The sequence below is a fragment of the Paenibacillus sp. GbtcB18 genome, from assembly GCF_019091125.1.
In the GTDB taxonomy this organism is placed as follows: domain Bacteria; phylum Bacillota; class Bacilli; order Paenibacillales; family NBRC-103111; genus Paenibacillus_F; species Paenibacillus_F chitinolyticus.
In genome coordinates this window covers 992,387-1,012,927 of record NZ_JAGXJX010000001.1, presented here as the reverse complement: position 1 = coordinate 1,012,927, position 20,541 = coordinate 992,387, and the positions used below count along the sequence as shown (strand labels likewise).

Here is a 20,541-nt window from a genome sequence, read left to right as displayed (position 1 = left end):
ATTCATGCGATTCCGTTCTTTGGAACTTTGTGGATCTTAAAAATAAAAAGTTCCGACGGATGACGGATATTTCCTTTTATTTGATTGATTGTGGATATTTTTCTTATTTCACTTGCTCGAAAAAGTATCTCCGTCCTCTATTCTTCCCGAGTGATAGCCTTTGCTGAACCAGGATTTTCTTTGTTCGGAGGTGCCGTGCGTAAAGCTTTCGGGGACCACGTAGCCGCGCGCTCTTTTCTGAATCGTATCATCCCCGACCGCACTGGCGGCCGTTAACGCTTCCTCCAGATCCCCTTCTTCAAGCACATCCATCCCCTTGGCATGATGCGCCCAGACGCCGGCAAAATAATCGGCCTGGAGTTCAAATCGGACCAGATACTTATTGAATTCCGCTTCACTCATCTTTTGGCGCAGCGGCATAATCTTGTCGGATGTCCCGAGCAGTGTCTGCACATGATGTCCGACTTCATGAGCGATTACGTAGGCCATGGCAAAGTCCCCCGGCGCTTTAAACTCCTGCTTAAGCTCGTTATAGAAGCTTAGATCGATGTATAGCTTGCGATCGCCCGGACAATAAAACGGTCCCGTTGACGAACCCGCCGTTCCGCAGGCGGATTGCACCTGGTCCGTATACAAAACAAGCGTCGGCTTCTCATAAACCAGGCCCCGCTCCTTAAACTGGGCGGTCCATACGTCTTCCGTGTCAGCCAGGACAACCGAGACAAACTGCGAAAGCTCTTTCTCCTGCTGCGTTTCCTCGTAAGGCGTGTTTGATCCGGAGCCCGCTCCCGTCAAATCACTTAGCAAATCGCCGGGGTTTCCGCCAAGCAGAGTCATAAGGAGCACGATAATGATCCCGCCGATCCCTCCTCCGACGAGCGTTTTACCGCCGACTCCCCTCCGGTCTTCCACGTTTGAACTTCCTCTTCTTCCCTGCCACTTCATCGCTTGTCCTCCCCTGGTGTATACAAACAAGTTAGAATGAATCATTTTATATGGGTATATACCCGATTTGTAAAGTCAGAAACTTTGTGAAGGTTTGGCTTGCGATTCAAAATCCAACCCTTTCCAGCCAAACAAAAAGAACCGCGCTTACCGCGGCTCTTTCTTTAGAAACCCTATTTCCTTTATTTCCCGAATCGGCACCTTACCCCTGGGCAGCCGCACTCTCATTCATATAGATAAACTCCCAATGATGTCCGTCGATATCCCGGAAGCTCCACGTATACATAAAGCCATGGTCCACCTTATCATTCAAAGGACTTCCTCCTGCATGCAGCGCGTTGTTCACAATCTCGTCCACCTGCTCTTTGCTGTCCGCAGATAAGGCCATAATGACTTCGGCACTTTTTTCCGTATCGGCAATCTCCTTATTCGTAAACGTTTTGAAGAAATCTTCAACCAGAAGCATCACATAAATGCTATCGCTGACAACCATGCAGGTTGCTTTCTCGTCTGTAAATTGGGCATTGAATTCAAAGCCGAGCGCCGTGAAAAATTGTACCGATTTGTCCAGATTTTTAACCGGTAAGTTCACAAAAATTTTATCCGCTTTAGTTGCCATCTAGAAATACCTCCACGTCATCTATTATGTTTTCCGAAAAAGTCTTCCGGTTGCTTTTATTGTAGCATGAGCTTCCCGGGAGCATTTCTCTTAAATTGCGCTTTTAGTTAGTAAAGTTATGTATAACAGGTTCTGCGTAATAAATGTGTTTAGCGATATGTTGCTGTCTCATTCCTATATACGCACATACGTTCACTTTAGAGGTATAATGGGGAGGTAAAAGGAGGTGTTTCCAGCTATGTCAGAGCGGTTTCGGAAAGCGGCGAAATGGGATAGTCCCTCAGCCGATAAATGGCAGGCCATTATCAGCAATGATTCTTCTTACGACGGCGTCTTTTTTTACGGAGTGAAAACAACCGGCATTTTTTGCCGTCCCTCCTGCAAATCCAAAGCACCCAAGCCGGAAAACACCTGTATATTCCAAGATGCCGAACAAGCCCTGCGGGCCCAATTCCGTCCGTGCAAAAGATGTAAACCGACCGGAAAGCGCCTTCCCGAAGACGACTGGATCGAGCAAATCGCCCGTTACGCGGACAACCACTACAAACAACCGTTGACGCTCAGAACTTTCTCGGAAATTTGCCATGGCAGTCCTTATCATCTGCAGCGTACGTTCAAGCGAATTAAAGGAATGACTCCACTGGAATACCTTCAGCACATTCGCATCGAGAATGCCAAGAGTCTGCTCGGAAATTCGGATCTCTCGGTGTCCGACATCGGTTCCAAAGTCGGTATTCCGAACACCTCCTATTTCATTACGCTGTTTAAAAAGAAAACCGGTTATACACCCGCAGGCTATCGGCAGTCCCGAAGCTTGAGCCGGACGATCGAACACTGAGTATCTTCGGCGAAAACGGATGCAATACCCCGTTTTAAATCAAGTCGGACACAATAGAAGAACGGAGCGACTATGAAACTGGAATACGGGTATACAATGCCTAAAACACTGCTGAATAAAGGAACAGGGTTTCTTGCCGGTTATACCCATTCATTAAATCCTTACACCGGCTGCTCCTTCGGCTGTTCCTATTGTTATGTAAGAAAAATGCCTGTCTCCACTTTCCGCGGAGCCGAATGGGGAACCTGGGTGGATATCAAGAAAGAAGCGGCCGAACTTTTCCGCAAAGAGCTTCGCCGTGCGAAAAGCAAAGGTCCCGTCACTATCTTTATGTCCTCAAGTACGGATCCGTATCAGCCGATTGAATACAAAGAAAGAGTCACCCGGTCGCTTCTCGAAGTGATGACGGAAGATCCACCCGATTTCGTGCTCCTCCAAACAAGGAGCCCTTTGGTAGAGCGGGACTTGGATCTGCTGCTTCAATTGAAAAACCGGGTCCGTGTCAGCATGACGGTAGAAACGGACCTGGACGAGATAAGAAAGCGGTTCTCCCCGGCGGCGCCGCCTATACAAGCACGCTTAAAGACTCTTAAAGCGTTAAAAGCTGCCGGAATACCCGCACAAGCTGCCATTGCTCCTCTCCTGCCAAGCAGTGAGGCATTTCCAGAGCTGTTAAAATCGGTTGTGAACCGGGTTTGCGTTGACGATTATTTTATGGGGGACGGCAGCGGCGGAAGACGTACGCGGAGTTTGAACTTGGAAACACCCTATAAGGAGTTAGGAATGGAAGATTGGTATCATCCTCATGCTTATCGGTTTATGGTCGAACGCTTGAAGAGAGTGTTTGCCGAGAATCAGATTTTTATAAGCCAGAAAGGTTTCGAACCTTAGGTTCTGTACCCGTTAAGTGAATGCAGGCAATGAATGGAGGCAAAAATCCGCGGATATACGGATTTTTGCTTTTTTTGTCATAGGGGAGATTTATCGGGGCAGCAAAATTGCTATCGCAAGTCGCTATGTAACCGGCTAGCGCAGGCTTGATTTACTGGGATTCTCTGCAAGCCGATGTGTCGGACGTGATCATCCAAGAGATGCCGTATTTATCCTCAAACTGTCCGAATAAAGCTCCCCAAAAAGCAGGCTCCAACGGATGCTTTACAATCCCGCCTTGCGAGAGCTTGTCAAAAGCCGTGTGAGCTTCTTCTTCGGTGGGGAATTCGAGACAGAGACTTACGACGTTGCCCGGATTCAACGATTCGAACATCGAATCCGACATCAGAAAAGTAACTCCGGCCGCGACCAGGCTCAGGTTGATGACTTTGTCTTTCAGCTCTTCTTCATTCGCGCCCGGCACCTCTCCGTACGTGGTCACGGACGTAATCTCTCCACCCAGCGCCTGTATGTAAAATTCAGCTTGGGCCCGCGCATCCTCGGAAATAATATAAGTCGTATGTTTAGCCATTCATCAACATCCTCTCGAAAGTTAGTAGGAGTTCCTATGAACAAGTTTAGCATCGATTGAAACCGGGGATTTCTTATAAATTGCGGTGTTGCGGGTGGAGCACCGTCCGATTACCGGCTGCCTGGAGGAGTGGTTCGCGTGAGGAAATTATTCATAAGAACCGGCAGTGAGATCAAAATCGGCGGATCGTCATAACGCGGAACGTGCAGGGTAACGAGCTGCTGCGGTACGGGAATTCCCGGTTCAACGACGATCGGTTCCCTCGAACGGGTACGCAGCGTCGCTTCCGGCAGAAGAAAATCAACCGCCTTCGTCCCCCAGGAAACGGAGGTTGCCATCAGGTAATAGGTGCCCGGCTTAACGCCCGGAATGCGGAAACTTCCGAGTGAAGAGAGCAGTGTGCCGTATAACGGCAGCCCTTCCGGAATCGGTTTGGCGAACAGTCCGATGAGAACGACGCCTTCGAACGGTATCGCGGCTTGTACAATCCCTTCGATATTTCCGAAAGGAAGTGCGGCCGTTTCGGGCATCGACCAGTCATCCAGCTTCTTAAGGGAGTGAAAGTGGCTGTCCGCTAAAAATGTGGAATTCCGGAATTCCGATGGGGTCATCCCGACTTTTTCGGTAAATCTTGTTGTGAAGGTACCGAGACTTTGCTGGCCGATTTCAAGGCCGATGTCACGGATGCTCAAATTCGTGCGCAGCAGCAGGTCTTTGGCTTTCTGAAGACGAAGCGAAGAAACGTAGTATTGAGGAGTAAGTCCGATTTTTTCTTTGAAAAGTCTTGTAAAGTGGTAAGGGCTGTAGGCGGCGTAAGCGGCCAGTTGGTTAAGCGAGAGAGGCTCGTAAATGTTTCTCTGAATGTACAAAATAACCTCATCGATTTCGGAATACCGGTCAGTCAAACGATTCACCTTCCTTGTATTCTTTGCTCCCCCATTTTACCACATTCCTCCTGGGCTTTGTGCGAACAAAACATTAAGATCGAATGTTTGTTCCCCTTTTTTTCTTCACAAAAAAAGCCTGCCGCAGCAATTGCTTGGCAGGACTTTTCTGAGTACATGTAACCTGGCCGGGACGATTAGAACACTTTCGTCGTCCAGGATTCGCAGTTCCAGGTTTCCGTAACAACTTCACGATAAAATTCGGGTTCGTGGGAAATGAGCAGGATGCTGCCTTTGTAAGCTTTGAGCGCGCGGGCTAATTCTTCCTTCGCATCCACGTCCAAGTGGTTGGTCGGCTCGTCGAATACAAGCAGGTTGGTTTCGTTGTTGATCAGCTTGCAGAGACGAACTTTGGCTTTCTCTCCGCCGCTTAGCACCGTGATTTTGCTCTCGATATGCTTGGTCGTCAAACCGCATTTCGCCAGAGCGGCACGCACTTCAAACTGAGTGTAGGAAGGAAACTCTTTCCATATTTCATCGATGCACGTGTTGTAGTTGGCCTCTTTCATTTCCTGTTCGAAGTACCCGATGCTGAGGTTCTCGCCGAGCTGCACGGACCCTGACAATGCGGGTATTTCTCCGAGAATGCTGCGCAGCAGGGTCGTTTTACCGATTCCGTTGGCACCGACCAGAGCGATTTTCTGACCGCGCTCCATGCGGAGATTGAGCGGTCTGGACAGCGGCTCTTCATAACCGATGACCAGGTCTTTCGTTTCGAAAATCAGTTTACCTGACGTTCGGCCCTCTTTAAAGTTAAACTGCGGTTTCGGTTTCTCTTTGGCCAGCTCGATTACGTCCATTTTGTCGAGTTTCTTTTGCCGGGACATGGCCATATTCCGAGTGGCGACGCTCGCTTTGTTACGGGCCACGAAGTCTTTCAGGTCCGCGATTTCCTGCTGCTGGCGCTTATAAGCCGATTCCAGCTGCTGTTTTTTCATTTCATAGACTTGCTTAAAGTGATCATAGTCGCCTACGTAGCGGTTTAACTCCTGGTTTTCCATATGATAAATCAGGTTAATGACGCTGTTCAGGAACGGAATGTCGTGCGAAATCAGAATAAAGGCATTCTCGTACTCCTGCAAATAGCGTTTCAGCCATTCGATATGCTGCTCATCCAGATAGTTGGTAGGCTCGTCAAGGAGAAGGATATCCGGCTTCTCCAGAAGCAGCTTCGCCAGCAGAACCTTCGTCCGCTGACCGCCGCTGAGGTCGTTGACGTCCTTGTCAAGCCCGATATCCGTAAGGCCGAGGCCGCGGGCGGTTTCTTCGATTTTGGCGTCGATCATATAAAAATCCTGATTGGTTAGCGTATCCTGGATCGTGCCGACGTCTTCAAGCAGCTGCTCCAGCTCTTCCGGAGTGACATCCCCCATTTTCTCATACATGCCGTTCATTTCCTGTTCCATGTCGAACAGATATTGAAAAGCTCCTTTAAGAACATCGCGGATAGTCATGCCTTTGTTGAGAACCGCATGCTGATCCAAATACCCGACCCGCATCCGTTTCGACCATTCCACTTTGCCGTCATCCGGCTGGAGCTTGCCCGTAATAATGTTCATGAAGGTAGACTTACCTTCTCCGTTGGCACCGATGAGTCCGATATGTTCGCCTTTCAGGAGGCGGAAAGATACGTCGTTAAAGATCGCGCGGTCTCCAAAACCGTGGCTCAGTCGTTCTACGTTTAATATGCTCATGAATAGACACCTTTTCTTATAAACTTTTTACTCGCTTTATTATAAGCGTTACGGGGTGGACAACTCAATGCACGATTGAAAAAAAGCCGTTTTCTTTCAAAGTTTGACGTATCGGCGGATTTTTAAAAATAAGGCTAAAGTACGAGATGGATTTTATTGACAGTTAAAAATGACGCGTGCTAGAATCTTGGTAAATATTGGCACATATTTTGATTCTATCATTCTCCCTCTTCCTTTCTCCGGATGTTATTGCTGCACGGCAGTTTATACCCGACTGATATAGTCTTCCGATATGAAGCGTTCTGCGCTTACATATAACCGCCTGCGCGGTAATTTTATGGAGAAGGTGAGGAAGAAACACATGTTGAAAAAATGGTTTTTGTCACTCGCTATCGCAGGCTCGGCCCTATTAAGCGGGCTTGCCGGACAAGCGGAAGCGTCCGCGTCGGTACCGCCTGCGGCAGCGCCGCCTGTCGTAAAGGGAGGTGAATTAACCTCCCCGGCCGATTTCAAGTCCCGGCGCGATGCTCTGCCGGAAACCCGCAAGCCTCTTGAAGCTCCTCTGTCTCTGGATAAAGCGGCTCGCGGTCAAGGATTATCCGTAAACGTGAATGCCGCACTCAATAACAACCCGAACAATGCGATACAAGTCGTAACGGGAGCTGTTTATGCGGATAAAATTACGGAAGAGGGCGGACAGCGGTGGTACGTCTTCCAAACGAACGCTCCGGGCAAACTGACCGCCTATCTTCAAACGATTCCTTCCGCCTCCATTGATTACGATCTTCACTTATTCCGCTACGACCCGGCAACGAGCAGTTTGGTCGAGCAGGGGACTTCCTCCTACGGTCCTCAATCCAATGAACAAATCAGCCGGATAGCACCCGCAGGTATTTACTTCCTCGCGGTTTCGGCCTACACGGGATTCGATGCCAACACGTCTTATTACTTTACGGTTGTAGAATCGCCATCCTACGATGCGGCTGAGCCGGACGATAACATCTGGCATGCCCAGCAGAAAACAGATACGTTTACGGTCAGCGGCCAGACGATCGACAACAGCCTGGACGCCGATTGGATCAAATATACCGTTACCGCCGCAAAATCTTTCCATATCAAACTGGCCAACAACGCACCGGGCACAACCTATCAACTGCAGATTTTCAATCAGAATTTGGGGTCGCTCGGCACAGTGGACCAGAACAAAGATGTGGACGCCTCCCTGACACCCGGCACCTATTATCTGCGGGTAGTATCCCTGAATTCGTTTAATGCTTCCGTTCCGTATTCACTTACTTTCAGTGAATACAAAGCACCCGCTTCGGTCGAAATCGTAAGCATCAAATCGGAACCGAATGTCGACGCCGGACAACGGATCAATTACGGGGAAGGCAACAAATGGAGAATTCAGAACTACATGACGGTGACCGGCATTGCCAAAGACGCTTCGGGAGCACCCGCTTTCAATGCTCCGGTTACCGTCTATATACAAACCAAACTGAACAACAAAATTTATAGCGGAACGGGTACGACGAGCAGCAACGGAACCTTCAGCGTAGCGATCAACGGAATACAGCCTGCCATCGGACAAAATGTGTTCTACGGCTACGCTTCAACTCACTATTACGATATTATCCCTCTTCTCGTATATTCCGGCGGAACACAACTGAATGCCAACGATAATTCGCTGTATCATTTCGCTTATTCGATTTATAGCCCTCATTAACTTCTTCGCACGTAAAAAAGAGCCCGACCTCGTCGGGCTCTTCTCTTATGCATGCTGCCTAAAAGGGAGGCAGCTGATCCAGATTGTTCGACTTAATTCCATCGGGCTCGCTGCGGAGAATATCGCGGCCGTACCGGTGAAACACGTCTACATGGGCTAGGTTGCCGGACTTGGCTTCATTCAAGGCGGAGACATAGTCGAGCTCGCGGCCGGAGGACGTTTTGACGGCGATAATGTCCCCGTCTTCGTTTTTGCGGACAGCCACGATCGATTCCAAACCGTCCGAGGCTGCGGATTCCGTCAGCTCCTGAACGGCCTGTAACTCTCCCTGCTGCTTGTAATTTTCGTAAATCGCTTCGAAATCGGTATTATTCGTCAGTCCTTCATTCATCGGAATCACCTCGGATATAGCATGCCTATTTTGACTTTCTTTTATAAAAGGCAGCGAACCGCGGACAGGTTTTACAGTATGGATAGTTACGCTTTATTTCGGTTCATCAGAGCGTGAATCGTATCGGAGACAGCTTTCTCGTGAGGCGTCCATAGGATCGGGCCGATTTCCTGTTCATACTTCCGGCCGCTCAATACGAACGGTTCTTCGGTCAAGTAAAGCATTTCGACGATATCCTTCAGCACGGGGTTAAAAAGACCCGCCAATGACAGGCTCACGCGTCCAAGGGGATATACCGCCTTTCGTTTGCCGCTGGCCCGCTGCGCGAGTTGAACGAGTTCTTTTCCCGACAAAAGCCCCGGTCCCGGAATGTGCCAGTTCTGGCCCTCGGTACCGTCACGGCCGGCAATCTCGACAATCATCCTGGAGGCGTCCGGCAAATACACATACTCCCGCGGAACAGTCATATTGCCGATAAAAACAGTCGGCTTCCCGGCGGCTATCGCTTCCATAGTAACGGAAAGATAAGAAACCTGCGCGGAAGGACCGTAGTAATCGGGCAGCCGAACGATAAGGGGCTTCGCTCTCTTCCAGCGGGATTCGAAAATCATCTGCTCGTACGCAAGCCTCACTTTGCCTTTACGCGTATGCGGCTGTTTGGGGTGATCCTCCTCTGCCTTCGCCGCGCCGGTTCTCCTGCCGTACGGATAAATTCCGTCCACCACGACAACTTTAACGGCCAAGTGCTCGGCCGCTTTCATAACGGCTTCGCCAAGAGGCAAAAGTCTCGATTCCATCTCATTGTAAGGAACGTTCGCACTGTGAAACAAAACATCGGCGCCTTCCGCGGCTTTGATGATATCGGCGGAGTCGAAAGCATTTCCCTTCACCAGTTTTAAATTCGGAGGATTTCCCAGCTCCAGCTTCAGCTTTTCCAGTTTGGCGAAGGAACGGCCGAAAGCGACCGTTTCTATCCCCCGTTTGACCAATTCTTCCGTAAGAGTCGTTCCCACTCCGCCTGTCGCACCCAAAACAACCGCTTTTTTCATAATAACCGCTCCTTTATATGTTATTGATTGACCAATTACTGCTTGTCAAAAAAAATTTTTCCGATGCCTGTTTTATTTTTTTAGCATCAGGTCCGGTAACCCGATCGCCATCGACACATTGCACAGCATGCCTCTGGCCAGAAAATCCGATGTCCGCCGTTCCGCGTCTTCCATCCCCGCCTCTTCAAAAGCGTTCAACACAAGCCGTTTAATGCGGCTCATCCCCTCCTGCATCGTCTTGCGGACGGCTTCCTCCCGGATCGTCTGCGCCTGCATTTGAAGCAAAATTTCGCTCCCGTGAGCGGCCAAAATGGCTTCGTACGCTTCAATGAAACCTCTCTCCAGCGTGTCGGGCGAAGCCGATTCCAGCACTTGCCGGAATGCCGTTTCTATCCGCTGCCACGATACTTCAAGTGCTTCGACGAGCAAGGACTCTTTGGTGAAAAAACGGTACACGTACGGCTGGGAAATGGCTGCGCGTTCCGCAACCTGTGCCGTAGTCGCCCGGTAATAGCCGATTTCCGCAAATACTTCGATAGCGGCCGACACGATATCGGTCCGGCGGCTCGCGGAGGATGTATTTTTTTTGACCATAGAGACAGCTCCTTGCTTCTGAATTAATTCTAGTTATTGATTGGCCAATCACTAATTTAAATCCATCATATGCCACACCGTACGGATTTGCAAGTATTATCTAACAAAAAGGGCCAGACTGCTTACAGTCTGACTCTCTTTTGGGTTCCGTCTCAGTACGAATGAAAGGAGTGCGTGCCTTATGCTTCCGGCAAAAGCAGGCTGTGCTGGCATACGGTTTGCAGATCTCTCCATGTCCGGTTAACCGGACTGTCTTCCATGGCCGCCGACAAACCCAGCAGCGAAAAGAGTTCAAACGTACCTGTCAGCACGCTGCGTACGGCGCTCAGGCATTGTTCGGACACCTGCTTCTCGCCGGCCTCGGACAAACTTCCGTTCAGGACAAGCTCGTCCCACGAGCGCGTTATTGCCGAATAGAAATCGGATTCCGTCCTGCTCAGAAGGGCCTCCTGCTCTTCCAGCTTCCTCTGAACGTTCGCTTTCCGTTCCTTCACGCGGATATAGTCGCGGGCCGCTTCAGCGAAATGAGCGGCGATTCCCAGGGCAACCGCGGCAAAAGAAGCCTGGGCAAACGGGATAAACGGGTACCGGTAAATAAGCTCGTCTCCATAGGCGTGTACTTCCGTGAACACAAACGTCATTTTGTCCGGGACGAACAGGTCCGCAACGGAAATGCTGTGGCTCCCGGTCGCCTTGAGGCCGAATGTATTCCAGTCCGGGTGAATACGGACTTGATCCGGCGTGAAAATAAACGCACGGATTTCCGCATTCTCTCCCGGTTCCACCCCTTCCGGCGCTTCAACTATACAGTTAGCGGTGAACATCGTGGCGTGGGCCGCGCCGCTGCAATATTTCCAGCGGCCGCTCACCCGATAGCCGTTTTCGACCCGCCTGGCCGTACCGGTTGGCGCGCCGCTGCCCGCAACGACGGCTTTTTCATCGGCAAACAAGGCCGCTCCGACTTCCGGCTTCATTAACGAAGCGAAAAATCCGCCGCCCGCTCCGATGGTCACCAGCCAGCCTAAACCTCCGTCTACGCGAGAACACTCCTGGAAAACCCGGAGAGCGTCCGGTAGAGAAGACATCCTACCGTTCAAATCGTCCGGGACGAACAATTTAAACCATCTGTTTTGATAAATCAGGTTAAGCAGTTCTTCGGTCAGAGCTCCCTCGGACTCCATCACCGGCGATTGTTCTCTGATCCGCTGTACTTCCTCTTGGGTGAATATCATAGATACCGCTTCCTTTTGGTTGTGTTTTGAATGGACTTTTTTGGTTTTTGGGCTCTATGTATTCTAACACGGGATGGTGCATCGTTCACGGCGATTTGCTCCCGGGCGCTTTTATAAGGCCTGTAAAGAACGGCTATAAAGAGAACTGTCCCTCGGAAGACGGCGGCGGCTGTGATAAAGTAAATGTAACTTATCAAAGGAGGCGTTACGTGTGGTGGATTTTATCCGGGTCAGATCTTTGCACATCTAAGGATGGCGTCAAAGACTCTGTGTGTCGTGTGCAGAGGACTACGGGATAGGTCTGTCATTTTACAGGTAACCCTCGATCGGTTAGACGAAGAGGTTCATCTATAGACCCTATATATCCGCAGGGCAGGAAATCCGCGCGATTTCTATGCCCGGTTCTCTTGTATTCCGGCACAGGAACTATTCTTGTGCTGTTTTTATTTTGCTATCGAGAGGATGATTGGTTTGGAACGACACAAACAAAAAGCAATTCTTATCGGGATTCATCCGGGTAACCGCGAGGATTTCGGCTATTTTATGGAAGAGCTCGCTAATCTGGCCGCCGCGGCCGGGATCGAAGAAGCCGGTATGCTGACCCAGAAGCTCGCCCGCAGCAATCCTTCCCACTATATCGGAAAAGGAAAAATCGAAGAGCTGCAGGAACTGATCGAAGCGCACGGCGCCGATCTCGTCATCTGCAACGATGAGCTTACGCCTTCGCAACTGCGCAATCTGGAAGCCGCTTTAGACCGGACCGTTATGGACCGGACGGCCTTGATTCTCGCGATTTTCGCGGAGAGAGCCCGTACCAGAGAAGCTCAGCTGCAAGTCGAGGTTGCCCGGCTCCACTATATGCTCCCCCGTCTGGTCGGTTTGCGCGAGTCGCTTGGACGCCAAGGCGGCGGTGCGGGCCTTAAGAACAGAGGCGCAGGGGAAACGAAGCTGGAGCTGGACCGGCGCAGAATCGAAGAGCGGATCGTCATGCTTCAGAAGGAACTGGAGCAGCTCGTCAGCCACCGCCAAACCCAGCGCAAGAAACGCCGCAAGACCGAAGTTCCCGTCGTCTGTCTCGTCGGCTATACGAATGCGGGCAAATCCAGTCTGATGAACGCCATGATGGAGGCGCTCAATCCCGGCCCCGGGAAGCAGGTTATGGCGGAAGACCGGCTGTTCGCCACACTGGAGACGTCCGTGCGCAGCATCCGGCTGCAGGACCGTAAATCGTTCCTGCTGACCGACACGGTCGGATTTGTCAGCCAGCTTCCCCACCATCTCGTTAAAGCGTTCCGCTCTACGCTGGAAGAAGTTGCGGAAGCGGATTTGCTGCTTCATGTCGTCGACAGTTCCAGCCCGGTGTACGAACAGCAGATGGCGGTCACGGAGGAAACGCTCAAGGAGCTTGGAGCCGATCATATCCCGAAGCTGATCGTGTACAACAAGGCGGACCTGTCCTCTCTTGAGTTTCCTAGTGCGGATAACGGCCATGTCGTGATTTCCGCCAAACTAAGAGCCGGAATCTCCGAATTGACGGAGCAGATCCGGGAGCGCATCTTCCGGCACGAGGTTCATTGCGAGCTGCTCGTTCCTTACGATCAGAGCCACGTGGCCGCTTATTTCAATGAATACGCCCGCGTCCGTTCTGTCCGCTACGAGGCGGACGGCGCACGGCTTACCGTGGAATGCCCGGAATCCGTTCTGGAACGCTACCGGGGTTCCTATATTCCGCTTTCAGACGGCCAGGCATACCCGGACAATTAGAAAAATACCTTTCAGCAGAACCGTCGACGAAATGACGAAAAAAGATACCCCTAGCTTTCCCGCTTGACACGGGCGGTGACGGGTATCTTTTCTTTTGCATTCGAGTTCCCTCAATGAAAAAAGCCTCCCTGATTCAGAGAGGCTTCATAAGTGCGGCTTGCACGGCTCATGCCGGTTAAATGAATGTCGTAACCACCAGAAACAAATTTAGTAAAATAACGATTGCGGCGATGATCCAACCGAGCACCGTCGTCCAGCGCTGATTGACGAGGCCTCCCATAATCGAGCGGTTGCTCGTAAAGAGCAGAAGGGGCACCAGCGCGAATGCGATGCCGAACGATAACACAACCTGGCTCATAATAAGCGCTCTGGTCGCATCGATTCCCAGAATGATAATAACCAGCGGCGGAATGGTCGTAATGGCTCGGCGCAGATATAAATTAATCCGTTTGTTGATAAAGCCCTGCATGACTACGTCCCCGGCTAACGTTCCGACGGATGCGCTGGAAAGACCCGCTATCAAGAGGGCCAGACCGAACGATACGGCGGATACCGGACCGGCCAGCTCGTAAAACTTGTGGAACGCTTCGTCGAGTTCCTCCACACCGAGTCCGTTTTTGAAAAACAAGGCGGCGGATATAATGACCATCGCCATGTTTACCGCGCCCGCGATCACCATCGCCAGGACGATATCGATAAATTCAAGCTTGAAAATCCGTTTTTTCTCTTGCTCGTTCTTGCCGACAATCCGTTTCTGAGTCAAAGACGAGTGCAAATAAATGGCATGCGGCATAACGGTAGCCCCCAACATCCCCGCCGCAAGCAAAATGCTGTCGACCCCTTGGAATTTCGGAGTGATAATCCCCGCGGCGACAGCCCCGACATCCGGCTGCGCGTTGATCACCTGAAGCGCAAAGGAACAGACGACAATCAGGATCATGCCGGCTATTCCGGCTTCCAGGGATCTGTACCCCCGCCGCTGCAGTTCAAGAATGGCGAATGAGCCTACCGCCGTAATCAGCGCGGCCGGCAGCATCGGAATGTCGAACAGCAGATACAGGCCCAAGGCCGCACCTATGAATTCGGCCAGATCCGTTGCGATGATAACCAGCTCGCTCTGAATCCACAAAAAGATCGAGACCGGCTTCGGAAACCGTTCACGAGCGACTTCCGGCAGGTTCATGCCTGTCGCAATGCCGAGTTTCGCCGATAAAGCCTGAATAAGAACCGCCATCAGATTCGACACGGCAATCACCCAGAGAAGGAGATAGCCATACTTCGAACCCGCCGTAATATTGGTTGCAAAATTTCCGGGGTCCAGGTAAGCGACCGCTGCGATAAACGCCGGCCCCAGAAAAGGAAGTAATCGTTTAAGTCCCTTCACGTCCCCGTTCAAAACGGATTCCGCGTTAAGAGGTATTCGTTTATATTTCGTGATGCCCTGCTCAGCCATAGTACTCACCTCTTGCCTAAAAGTTACCTGCGTGCATAAATGTTTCTCTCACGCAAAATATTAACTTGATTATAGTCCCTTCTCTTCCGCTTGTAAACCGTCAAACCTATCTATGAGACCCGATTTTCACCTATTTTCTAAACTATTGTATGTAATTATTACGTCGGGGCGCCGTTTCCTAAACGTCTTTAAAATTTTCTTCTCATCAGGCATCCTATGCAGCCCTCCCGGTAGGCGTGCTCCGGATCGGCACCTACACGATAGGGGCCGCATACACGTCCTTCACAGACAAAAGACCCTGCAGAGCCTTCATAGGCTTTACAGGGTCTTTCTATCGTGCGCTTTATACCGGTTGGATAACCGATACTCGGTTTCTGCCTTCGTTTTTCGCATTCTGCAGCGCATGCTCCGCCGCATAGACGAGATCGTCCTCACCGCTGCCCGGCTTCGGATAAGCCGATGACACACCCAGACTGACGGTGAGGTAATCGCCGCTGTCGGTATGAGTCTGCGGGATTTTCATGGAGAGAACACCGAGCCGGATCTGTTCCGCCAAATCGACGGCCTTCTCAATCGCAGCTTCCAGCCGGAGGACGAACGTCCCACCGCCGTACCGGGCGATTACCGCTTCGTTCGGCTTGCCGATCGCAACCAGAATGTCCGACATCCACTGCAGGCAGGTGTCTCCGCCCTGATAGCCGTACAAAGCGTTGTAGGCTTTGAAATGGTCGATGTCCATCAGAATCAGGGAAACCGGCAATCCTGCGCCTGCGGCGCGCTTCCACTCCTTCCTCAGATACTCGTCGAAGAAGCGGCGGTTAGGCATTTCGGTCAGGGAGTCCGTGTTAATAAACGTCTGCAATTGGTTGCTGACTTCCGAGAACACCTCTTTCCCCCCTTCCTCTTTGCGCCGCGCGATGGCAAACAGGGAAGGCTTGCCGCCGTACACGACGCTCGCCATCGTAATCTCAAGCTGCAGATCCCCTCCCGTCACGGTTACGTATCTGCCGCTCATAGAAAACAACGAAAGCGCGTTGGCGTCCAGCTCCGCCATTTTCCGCTGCAAAACCGGAAGGAATTCGGGATGAACAAAATCCGCCACCGCTTTGCCGATCAGTTCTTCCGGACTGGCGGCTTCGAAAAGCTCCGCACCCTGTTCGTTGCAATACACGACACGGTTTTCCGTGATCGTGAAGAAGGCAACGGGTGAAAGCTCCATAAGCTGCAAATACCTTTTCTCGTTTTCCTTAAGAATACGGGAATTTTGCTGAGCCTGTTCCTCCGCCTGCCTCATCTGGTTTTCTGTCTGTTTAAGAACGATCGATTTCAGGTCGGGCAGCGCCCGCAGCTCCTGGATTTTCCATGGCAGAGACGACGACTCGACAACCTGTCTCCATTTCTCGAACGATTTGCGCGGAGACAGCCGGACGCCGTCGTTCTCTTTAAGCACGGCCTTGGCAGGATCGCCCGCCCAATTGACGATTTGGACGACCTCGGGGCGGAACCAGATGATATAATCTTTGCCGTCCGACGATAGAGACAGGTAGAGCGCCCCGGAAGCGGTCTTTTTGTACGCGGCCGCAGGCGGATGCTCCTTGCTGAGCCGGGATGTGTGATATTCGCAATCGTCGGCTTGCCTGGACATCCAGAACGCCAGTTCCCGGATTTGCTCTTTTTCCGGCGTGCCGCCGAATAATGCCAGCTTATCCTTATAGCAGACGGCGACACCGGATGCGTTCATCACTTGGAGAAGCGATCTTTCCTCGAGCTTAAGCTGCTCCATGACGCGATTCGCGCTGGTATTTCCGATAAAAATATTCGAAATCCGGTTCGCCATCGTCTTCAGTTCGATTTCGGTCTGATAGTCGTCGAGCTGCTGTCGTTGATACAGTTCACTGGAGAAGAAAAACCCCAGGAAGTTACACAGATTGCGGACCCGGTGCGTGATATATTTCGGGGTATAGTGGTGGCAGGTAACAAGGCCCCACAGCTTATTGTCGTGAATAAGCGAAATCGTCGTCGTCGCTCCTACTCCCATGTTCTGCAAATATTCGATATGCAGAGGGGATACGCTCCGCAGCACGGATAAACTGAGATTGAGCGGTCTGCCTGTAGCGGGATGAAGCGTGGGAACAATTTCAACCGGCTTGTAGTACACATCGACGATCATCCTCAACCAGTTTCTTAAATACAGCTCCCGGGCCTGCTTGGGAATGTCGGATGCGGGATAGTGATGGCCCAAAAACGGTTCCAGCCCCTCTTCTTTCGCTTCCGCGATCACCTTGCCGTTCCATTCTTCGTCGAATTCGTACACCATCACCCGGTCGTAGCCCAGCATCTCCTTGATCTGTTCCGCGGCCATCTGGCTGGCTTCGATCCGGTTACCCGCCCGCTTCATTTTACAGAAGAATGTCTGGATCCATTCGTAGTCTTGAAAGACCGGCTCTTCCTTGTCAGACGCGGGTTCAAGCTCAAGAATAAGCAGATCGTCGCTTTCGTGCATAATGCCGTAAAAAGAGACGGGGTCGCCCCCGACTTCTATACTGATATTCATATAATGAAGCTTGGAAGGATCAAACGTCCGGCTTCCAAGTTCTTTCTGCATAGCGGCAAGCTGCGCCTTCCCCACAACCTCTTCCAGCGGCCGTCCGAGAAGTTCCTCCGCAGTGCGGCCCAGCAAGAGATCGACGTTCCGGCTGCATTGGACGATTAAAGGCTTCTCCGTCGTGTTGGTAACGGCAAGAAGGACACCGTGCGGCTGTATAAGGCCGGGAATATGAATAGGCTCCTTGTCACAATTGGTCAGGTCAATCTCTTCATTCGGGGAGGTGAAATTGCCCTCCGTTAAGAGAGTCCGGTTCAGAACCTCCGGATCTTTCGCTTTGTTTCTATCTGTCATATAGGTATCCGTCCCTTAATTTTTAAATTACAGCCGCATGACTCCCATGGGTTTCCTTTAGCCATTGATCCAGGAGGATAAAGGTTTCTTTGGCCGCGGCAAGGACCTGATCCTGTTCTTCTGCTTTCACATTCTCCAAAAGAAACTCGCGGAATTCGCTCCATTTGGTCCGCAGCTCCGCTCCATAGCTGTTGAAATAACGTCCGTTCACTTCAGGGTCTACCGAAAGAATCGCCTTCAATTGCTTTGTAATCAATTGCCCGCCAAGCGTGGAGCCTTCCAGCACGTACAAATAGCCGAGGGCGCGGGGCAGTGTGGAGACATCCGGAAGATTGCCGCACCGGGGCAGTTCTTCGATTTGCCGCTTCGTCAGGCCGAGCTGCTCCAAATCGTTTTCGAGAAGGGGCGTTTTCAGGCGGGATTCGATATCGAAACCCCGTTCCTCCCATTCGGGCAGTGCGCTCAACGCTTTTTCCGACGGCACAATAAAGCCGTAAAATTTCTCAAGATACATCCTGTAAGTTTCGAGTGTTAAAGATTTATCCATAATCGCTTTCGCATACGGGTTCTGCTCGATCTGGTCGTGAAAGGGCGCCGTTTCTTCTCTTAACCGGCTGACGATAGTAGTTGTCATTATAATTTCCCCTTATTCTTTTTTTATAATGATAGCAAAAGCCCGGGATAAAAGCACACAGGCCTTTACAACGCACGAAAAAAGTCCCGCGCTTTTACGCAAAATATCGGTTAGTTCCCGTCTTCATTCTTCAGCGAAGCAGCTGTTTGAAGTGGCGGTTCCCTCACCAAAGCAGCGGCGCGGGATCTGACCGGGAAATTATCGCATACTTTCCCCGGAAATAAAAAAATCCGCGTGTCCCGCGGATTTTTCGAGTTATTTTTCACTTGTTCAAGTGATAAGGAACCGTTGAGATGACCACATCTTTGCGGTTAAACAAGTAGGCTCTAAGCAGGAGGCTGGTCTGATTGTGCAGAATGTGCTGCCACCAGTGCTTGGTAATAAACTGCGGAATCAGCACCGTGATGTGGTCGGTTTCCGCCGTTTTCCACTCCACCGTATCGACAAACTTGATGAGCGGCCGGATAATGCTGCGGTAGCTCGAACGAAGTACGATCAGCCGCACGCCGGGGTCCCACTCTTCCCACTTTTTCTCCATGCGCTCGATCTCTTCATCGTTAAAACCGACATAGACGGCCACCACGTTGTCCGTAACGGATTTGGCGTAGCCGAGCGATTGTTTCACGACTTGAGTGATTCCGGCGATCGGAACGACAATCGTGTTTCCTTTGATCAACGGTTTGTCGCGGGCAAGGTCGATGCGGAGCTGGTCGGCCGTATTTTCGTAATGCCGTTTGGTCTGGATAAAAATAAAGATGACAAACGGCAGGAAGAAAAACACCATCCAGATCTGGCTGAACTTCGTGAAAACAAAGATCAGGGAAATCGTTAACGTCGTTAACATGCCGATCGTGTTGACGATAAAGCGACCGAGCCAGCCGGACGGCTTCAGCTTGATCCAGCGGACCATCATCCCGAGCTGGGAAAGCGTGAAGGGGATAAACACCCCCAAGGCGTACAGAGGGATCAGGTTTTCGGTATTCCCGTTGAATACGATAACGAGCAGCGCGGACAAGACGCCAAGATTGATAATCCCGTTCGAAAATCCGAGACGGTCGCCGCGGACCATAAACATGCGGGGCATGAATTTGTCCTTGGCCAGCATAAAGGCAAGCAGCGGAAAAGCCGAATACGCCGTATTGGCGGCCAAAAACAAGATCAGCGCCGTTACGCCCTGAATGAAGTAATAAATAAATCCGCGGCCGAAGGTAGCGTTCGCGATTTGCGAAACGACGGTTTCCTTCTCGCTGGGCGCAATGCCGTACCAGTACGCGAGAAGGCTGATCCCGATGAACATGGCGCCGAGAATCGTGCCCATCATGACCAGTGTCGCCGCCGCGTTGCGTTCGGCCGGTTTTTTGAAGTTCGGAATGGCGTTCGAGACCGCTTCGACTCCGGTCAGCGCCGAACAGCCCGAACTGAATGCTTTCAAGATCAGGAACAGGCTGATATTCGACACGGTCGTGCTCATCTCGGGCACAGCTGCATGAACGCCGCCGGTGAAATATTTGACCACGCCGGAAATAATCAGCACAAAGATCGAAACGACGAATAAATAAACCGGCAGAGCAAGCACCGATGCGGATTCCGTGATGCCTCTCAAGTTCATGATCGTCAGAAAGAGGATCATCGTCAGCGCGATCAGCACCCGGTGATCGTGCAGGGACGGGAACGCCGACGTAATGGCGTCGGTTCCCGCAGAAGAACTCACGGCTACCGTTAGAATGTAGTCCACGAGCAGCGAGCCGCCGGCCAGCAGTCCGGTATGAACGCCCAGGTTATTTTTCGCGACGATATAGGCGCCGCCCCCGGTAGGATAAGCAAAAATGGTCTGCCGGTAGGACAAAATGAGAATAAGCAGCAGACCGAGTACACCCAGGGAAATGGGAACCGAATACCAGAGTGCTGTAAAACCAGCGGCCATCAGGACGATGAGGATCTGCTCGGTCCCGTACGCGACCGAAGACAGCGCATCGGAAGACAGGACGGCAAGCGCCTTAAGCTTGTTCAGTTTCTCTCCTTCGATTTCCGCGCTTTTCATAGGGCGTCCGATTAGCAATCTTTTAAATTTACCGACCATGGCGATACTTCCTCTCCATTTTCTTCTGCCCTGAACGTCTTTGTCTCACAGCGTATGTCCCGCTTTTCGGGTTATTATTTTATTTTTAACGCCGGGATATCCGATTAAAAACAAAAAAATTCGGGACCAAAAAACCGCGGGAACACTGAAATTCCGGCGGTGTCGGGATACGAAGTATAGAAAACGGGTTGAGCAAAACTAAGTATAGCCATCTGCG

17 protein-coding genes are annotated in these 20,541 nt (G+C 51.2%); 4 read left to right on the top strand and 13 right to left on the bottom strand.

Annotated elements, in window-relative coordinates:
- Window positions 1-108: 108 nt before the first annotated feature.
- Entirely contained in the window at window positions 109-945 is an 837-nt protein-coding gene (gene ypfJ, locus KVT34_RS04620; protein ID WP_217556951.1) for a KPN_02809 family neutral zinc metallopeptidase, read from the bottom strand.
- A 202-nt stretch (window positions 946-1,147) separates the two neighbouring features.
- Window positions 1,148-1,564, bottom strand: a complete 417-nt coding sequence (locus tag KVT34_RS04615; RefSeq protein WP_217556949.1) for a VOC family protein — start codon at window positions 1,562-1,564, stop codon at window positions 1,148-1,150.
- A gap of 238 nt (window positions 1,565-1,802) precedes the next feature.
- On the opposite strand from KVT34_RS04615, the gene KVT34_RS04610 reads away from it, so the two are divergent.
- Together KVT34_RS04610 and KVT34_RS04605 are read left to right on the top strand one after the other, a co-directional pair.
- Window positions 1,803-2,402, top strand: a complete 600-nt coding sequence (locus KVT34_RS04610) for a bifunctional transcriptional activator/DNA repair enzyme AdaA (RefSeq protein WP_217556947.1) — start codon at window positions 1,803-1,805, stop codon at window positions 2,400-2,402.
- A gap of 72 nt (window positions 2,403-2,474) precedes the next feature.
- Window positions 2,475-3,293, top strand: coding sequence for an SPL family radical SAM protein (locus KVT34_RS04605; RefSeq protein ID WP_217556945.1), 819 nt, complete (start codon window positions 2,475-2,477; stop codon window positions 3,291-3,293).
- 151 nt (window positions 3,294-3,444) lie between these two features.
- Here the strand turns inward: KVT34_RS04605 and KVT34_RS04600 are convergent, their stop codons facing one another.
- The 3 genes from KVT34_RS04600 to KVT34_RS04590 all read right to left on the bottom strand — a co-directional run bounded on the left by KVT34_RS04600 (window position 3,445) and on the right by KVT34_RS04590 (window position 6,502).
- Complete coding sequence (locus KVT34_RS04600) at window positions 3,445-3,864, bottom strand: VOC family protein (RefSeq protein WP_217556943.1); 420 nt, start codon at window positions 3,862-3,864, stop codon at window positions 3,445-3,447.
- 110 nt (window positions 3,865-3,974) lie between these two features.
- Window positions 3,975-4,769 carry a helix-turn-helix transcriptional regulator gene (locus tag KVT34_RS04595; protein WP_217556941.1) on the bottom strand — a complete coding sequence of 265 codons (795 nt, stop codon included), beginning with the start codon at window positions 4,767-4,769 and terminating at the stop codon, window positions 3,975-3,977.
- Between the two features lie 176 nt (window positions 4,770-4,945).
- Window positions 4,946-6,502, bottom strand: a complete 1,557-nt coding sequence (locus KVT34_RS04590; protein ID WP_217556939.1) for an ABC-F family ATP-binding cassette domain-containing protein — start codon at window positions 6,500-6,502, stop codon at window positions 4,946-4,948.
- 361 nt (window positions 6,503-6,863) lie between these two features.
- Between KVT34_RS04590 and KVT34_RS04585 the strand changes: the two genes are divergently transcribed.
- A complete protein-coding gene (locus KVT34_RS04585) occupies window positions 6,864-8,228 on the top strand; it encodes an Ig-like domain-containing protein (RefSeq protein ID WP_217556936.1) in 1,365 nt (454 codons plus the stop codon).
- A gap of 58 nt (window positions 8,229-8,286) precedes the next feature.
- Here the strand turns inward: KVT34_RS04585 and KVT34_RS04580 are convergent, their stop codons facing one another.
- The 4 genes from KVT34_RS04580 to KVT34_RS04565 form a co-directional block, all read right to left on the bottom strand.
- Window positions 8,287-8,619, bottom strand: a complete 333-nt coding sequence (locus tag KVT34_RS04580; protein ID WP_217556934.1) for a DUF3892 domain-containing protein — start codon at window positions 8,617-8,619, stop codon at window positions 8,287-8,289.
- A gap of 86 nt (window positions 8,620-8,705) precedes the next feature.
- The gene (locus tag KVT34_RS04575) at window positions 8,706-9,668 is read right to left on the bottom strand and encodes an SDR family NAD(P)-dependent oxidoreductase (protein ID WP_217556932.1); all 963 of its coding nucleotides are present in this window, start codon (window positions 9,666-9,668) and stop codon (window positions 8,706-8,708) included.
- 72 nt (window positions 9,669-9,740) lie between these two features.
- The gene (locus KVT34_RS04570) at window positions 9,741-10,262 is read right to left on the bottom strand and encodes a TetR/AcrR family transcriptional regulator (RefSeq protein WP_217556930.1); all 522 of its coding nucleotides are present in this window, start codon (window positions 10,260-10,262) and stop codon (window positions 9,741-9,743) included.
- Between the two features lie 179 nt (window positions 10,263-10,441).
- Complete coding sequence (locus KVT34_RS04565) at window positions 10,442-11,494, bottom strand: acyl-CoA dehydrogenase family protein (protein ID WP_217556928.1); 1,053 nt, start codon at window positions 11,492-11,494, stop codon at window positions 10,442-10,444.
- 471 nt (window positions 11,495-11,965) lie between these two features.
- Between KVT34_RS04565 and hflX the strand changes: the two genes are divergently transcribed.
- On the top strand, window positions 11,966-13,258 hold the full coding sequence (gene hflX / locus KVT34_RS04560) for a GTPase HflX (protein WP_217556926.1): 1,293 nt from the start codon (window positions 11,966-11,968) through the stop codon (window positions 13,256-13,258).
- Window positions 13,259-13,433: 175 nt separating this feature from the next.
- Here the strand turns inward: hflX and KVT34_RS04555 are convergent, their stop codons facing one another.
- The 4 genes from KVT34_RS04555 to KVT34_RS04540 form a co-directional block, all read right to left on the bottom strand.
- Window positions 13,434-14,711, bottom strand: a complete 1,278-nt coding sequence (locus tag KVT34_RS04555; protein ID WP_217556924.1) for an Nramp family divalent metal transporter — start codon at window positions 14,709-14,711, stop codon at window positions 13,434-13,436.
- A gap of 343 nt (window positions 14,712-15,054) precedes the next feature.
- Entirely contained in the window at window positions 15,055-17,610 is a 2,556-nt protein-coding gene (locus tag KVT34_RS04550; protein ID WP_217556921.1) for a diguanylate cyclase domain-containing protein, read from the bottom strand.
- Window positions 17,611-17,632: 22 nt separating this feature from the next.
- Entirely contained in the window at window positions 17,633-18,244 is a 612-nt protein-coding gene (locus KVT34_RS04545; RefSeq protein WP_217556919.1) for a biliverdin-producing heme oxygenase, read from the bottom strand.
- 262 nt (window positions 18,245-18,506) lie between these two features.
- Window positions 18,507-20,324 carry an APC family permease gene (locus KVT34_RS04540; protein WP_217556917.1) on the bottom strand — a complete coding sequence of 606 codons (1,818 nt, stop codon included), beginning with the start codon at window positions 20,322-20,324 and terminating at the stop codon, window positions 18,507-18,509.
- Window positions 20,325-20,541 lie beyond the last annotated feature (217 nt).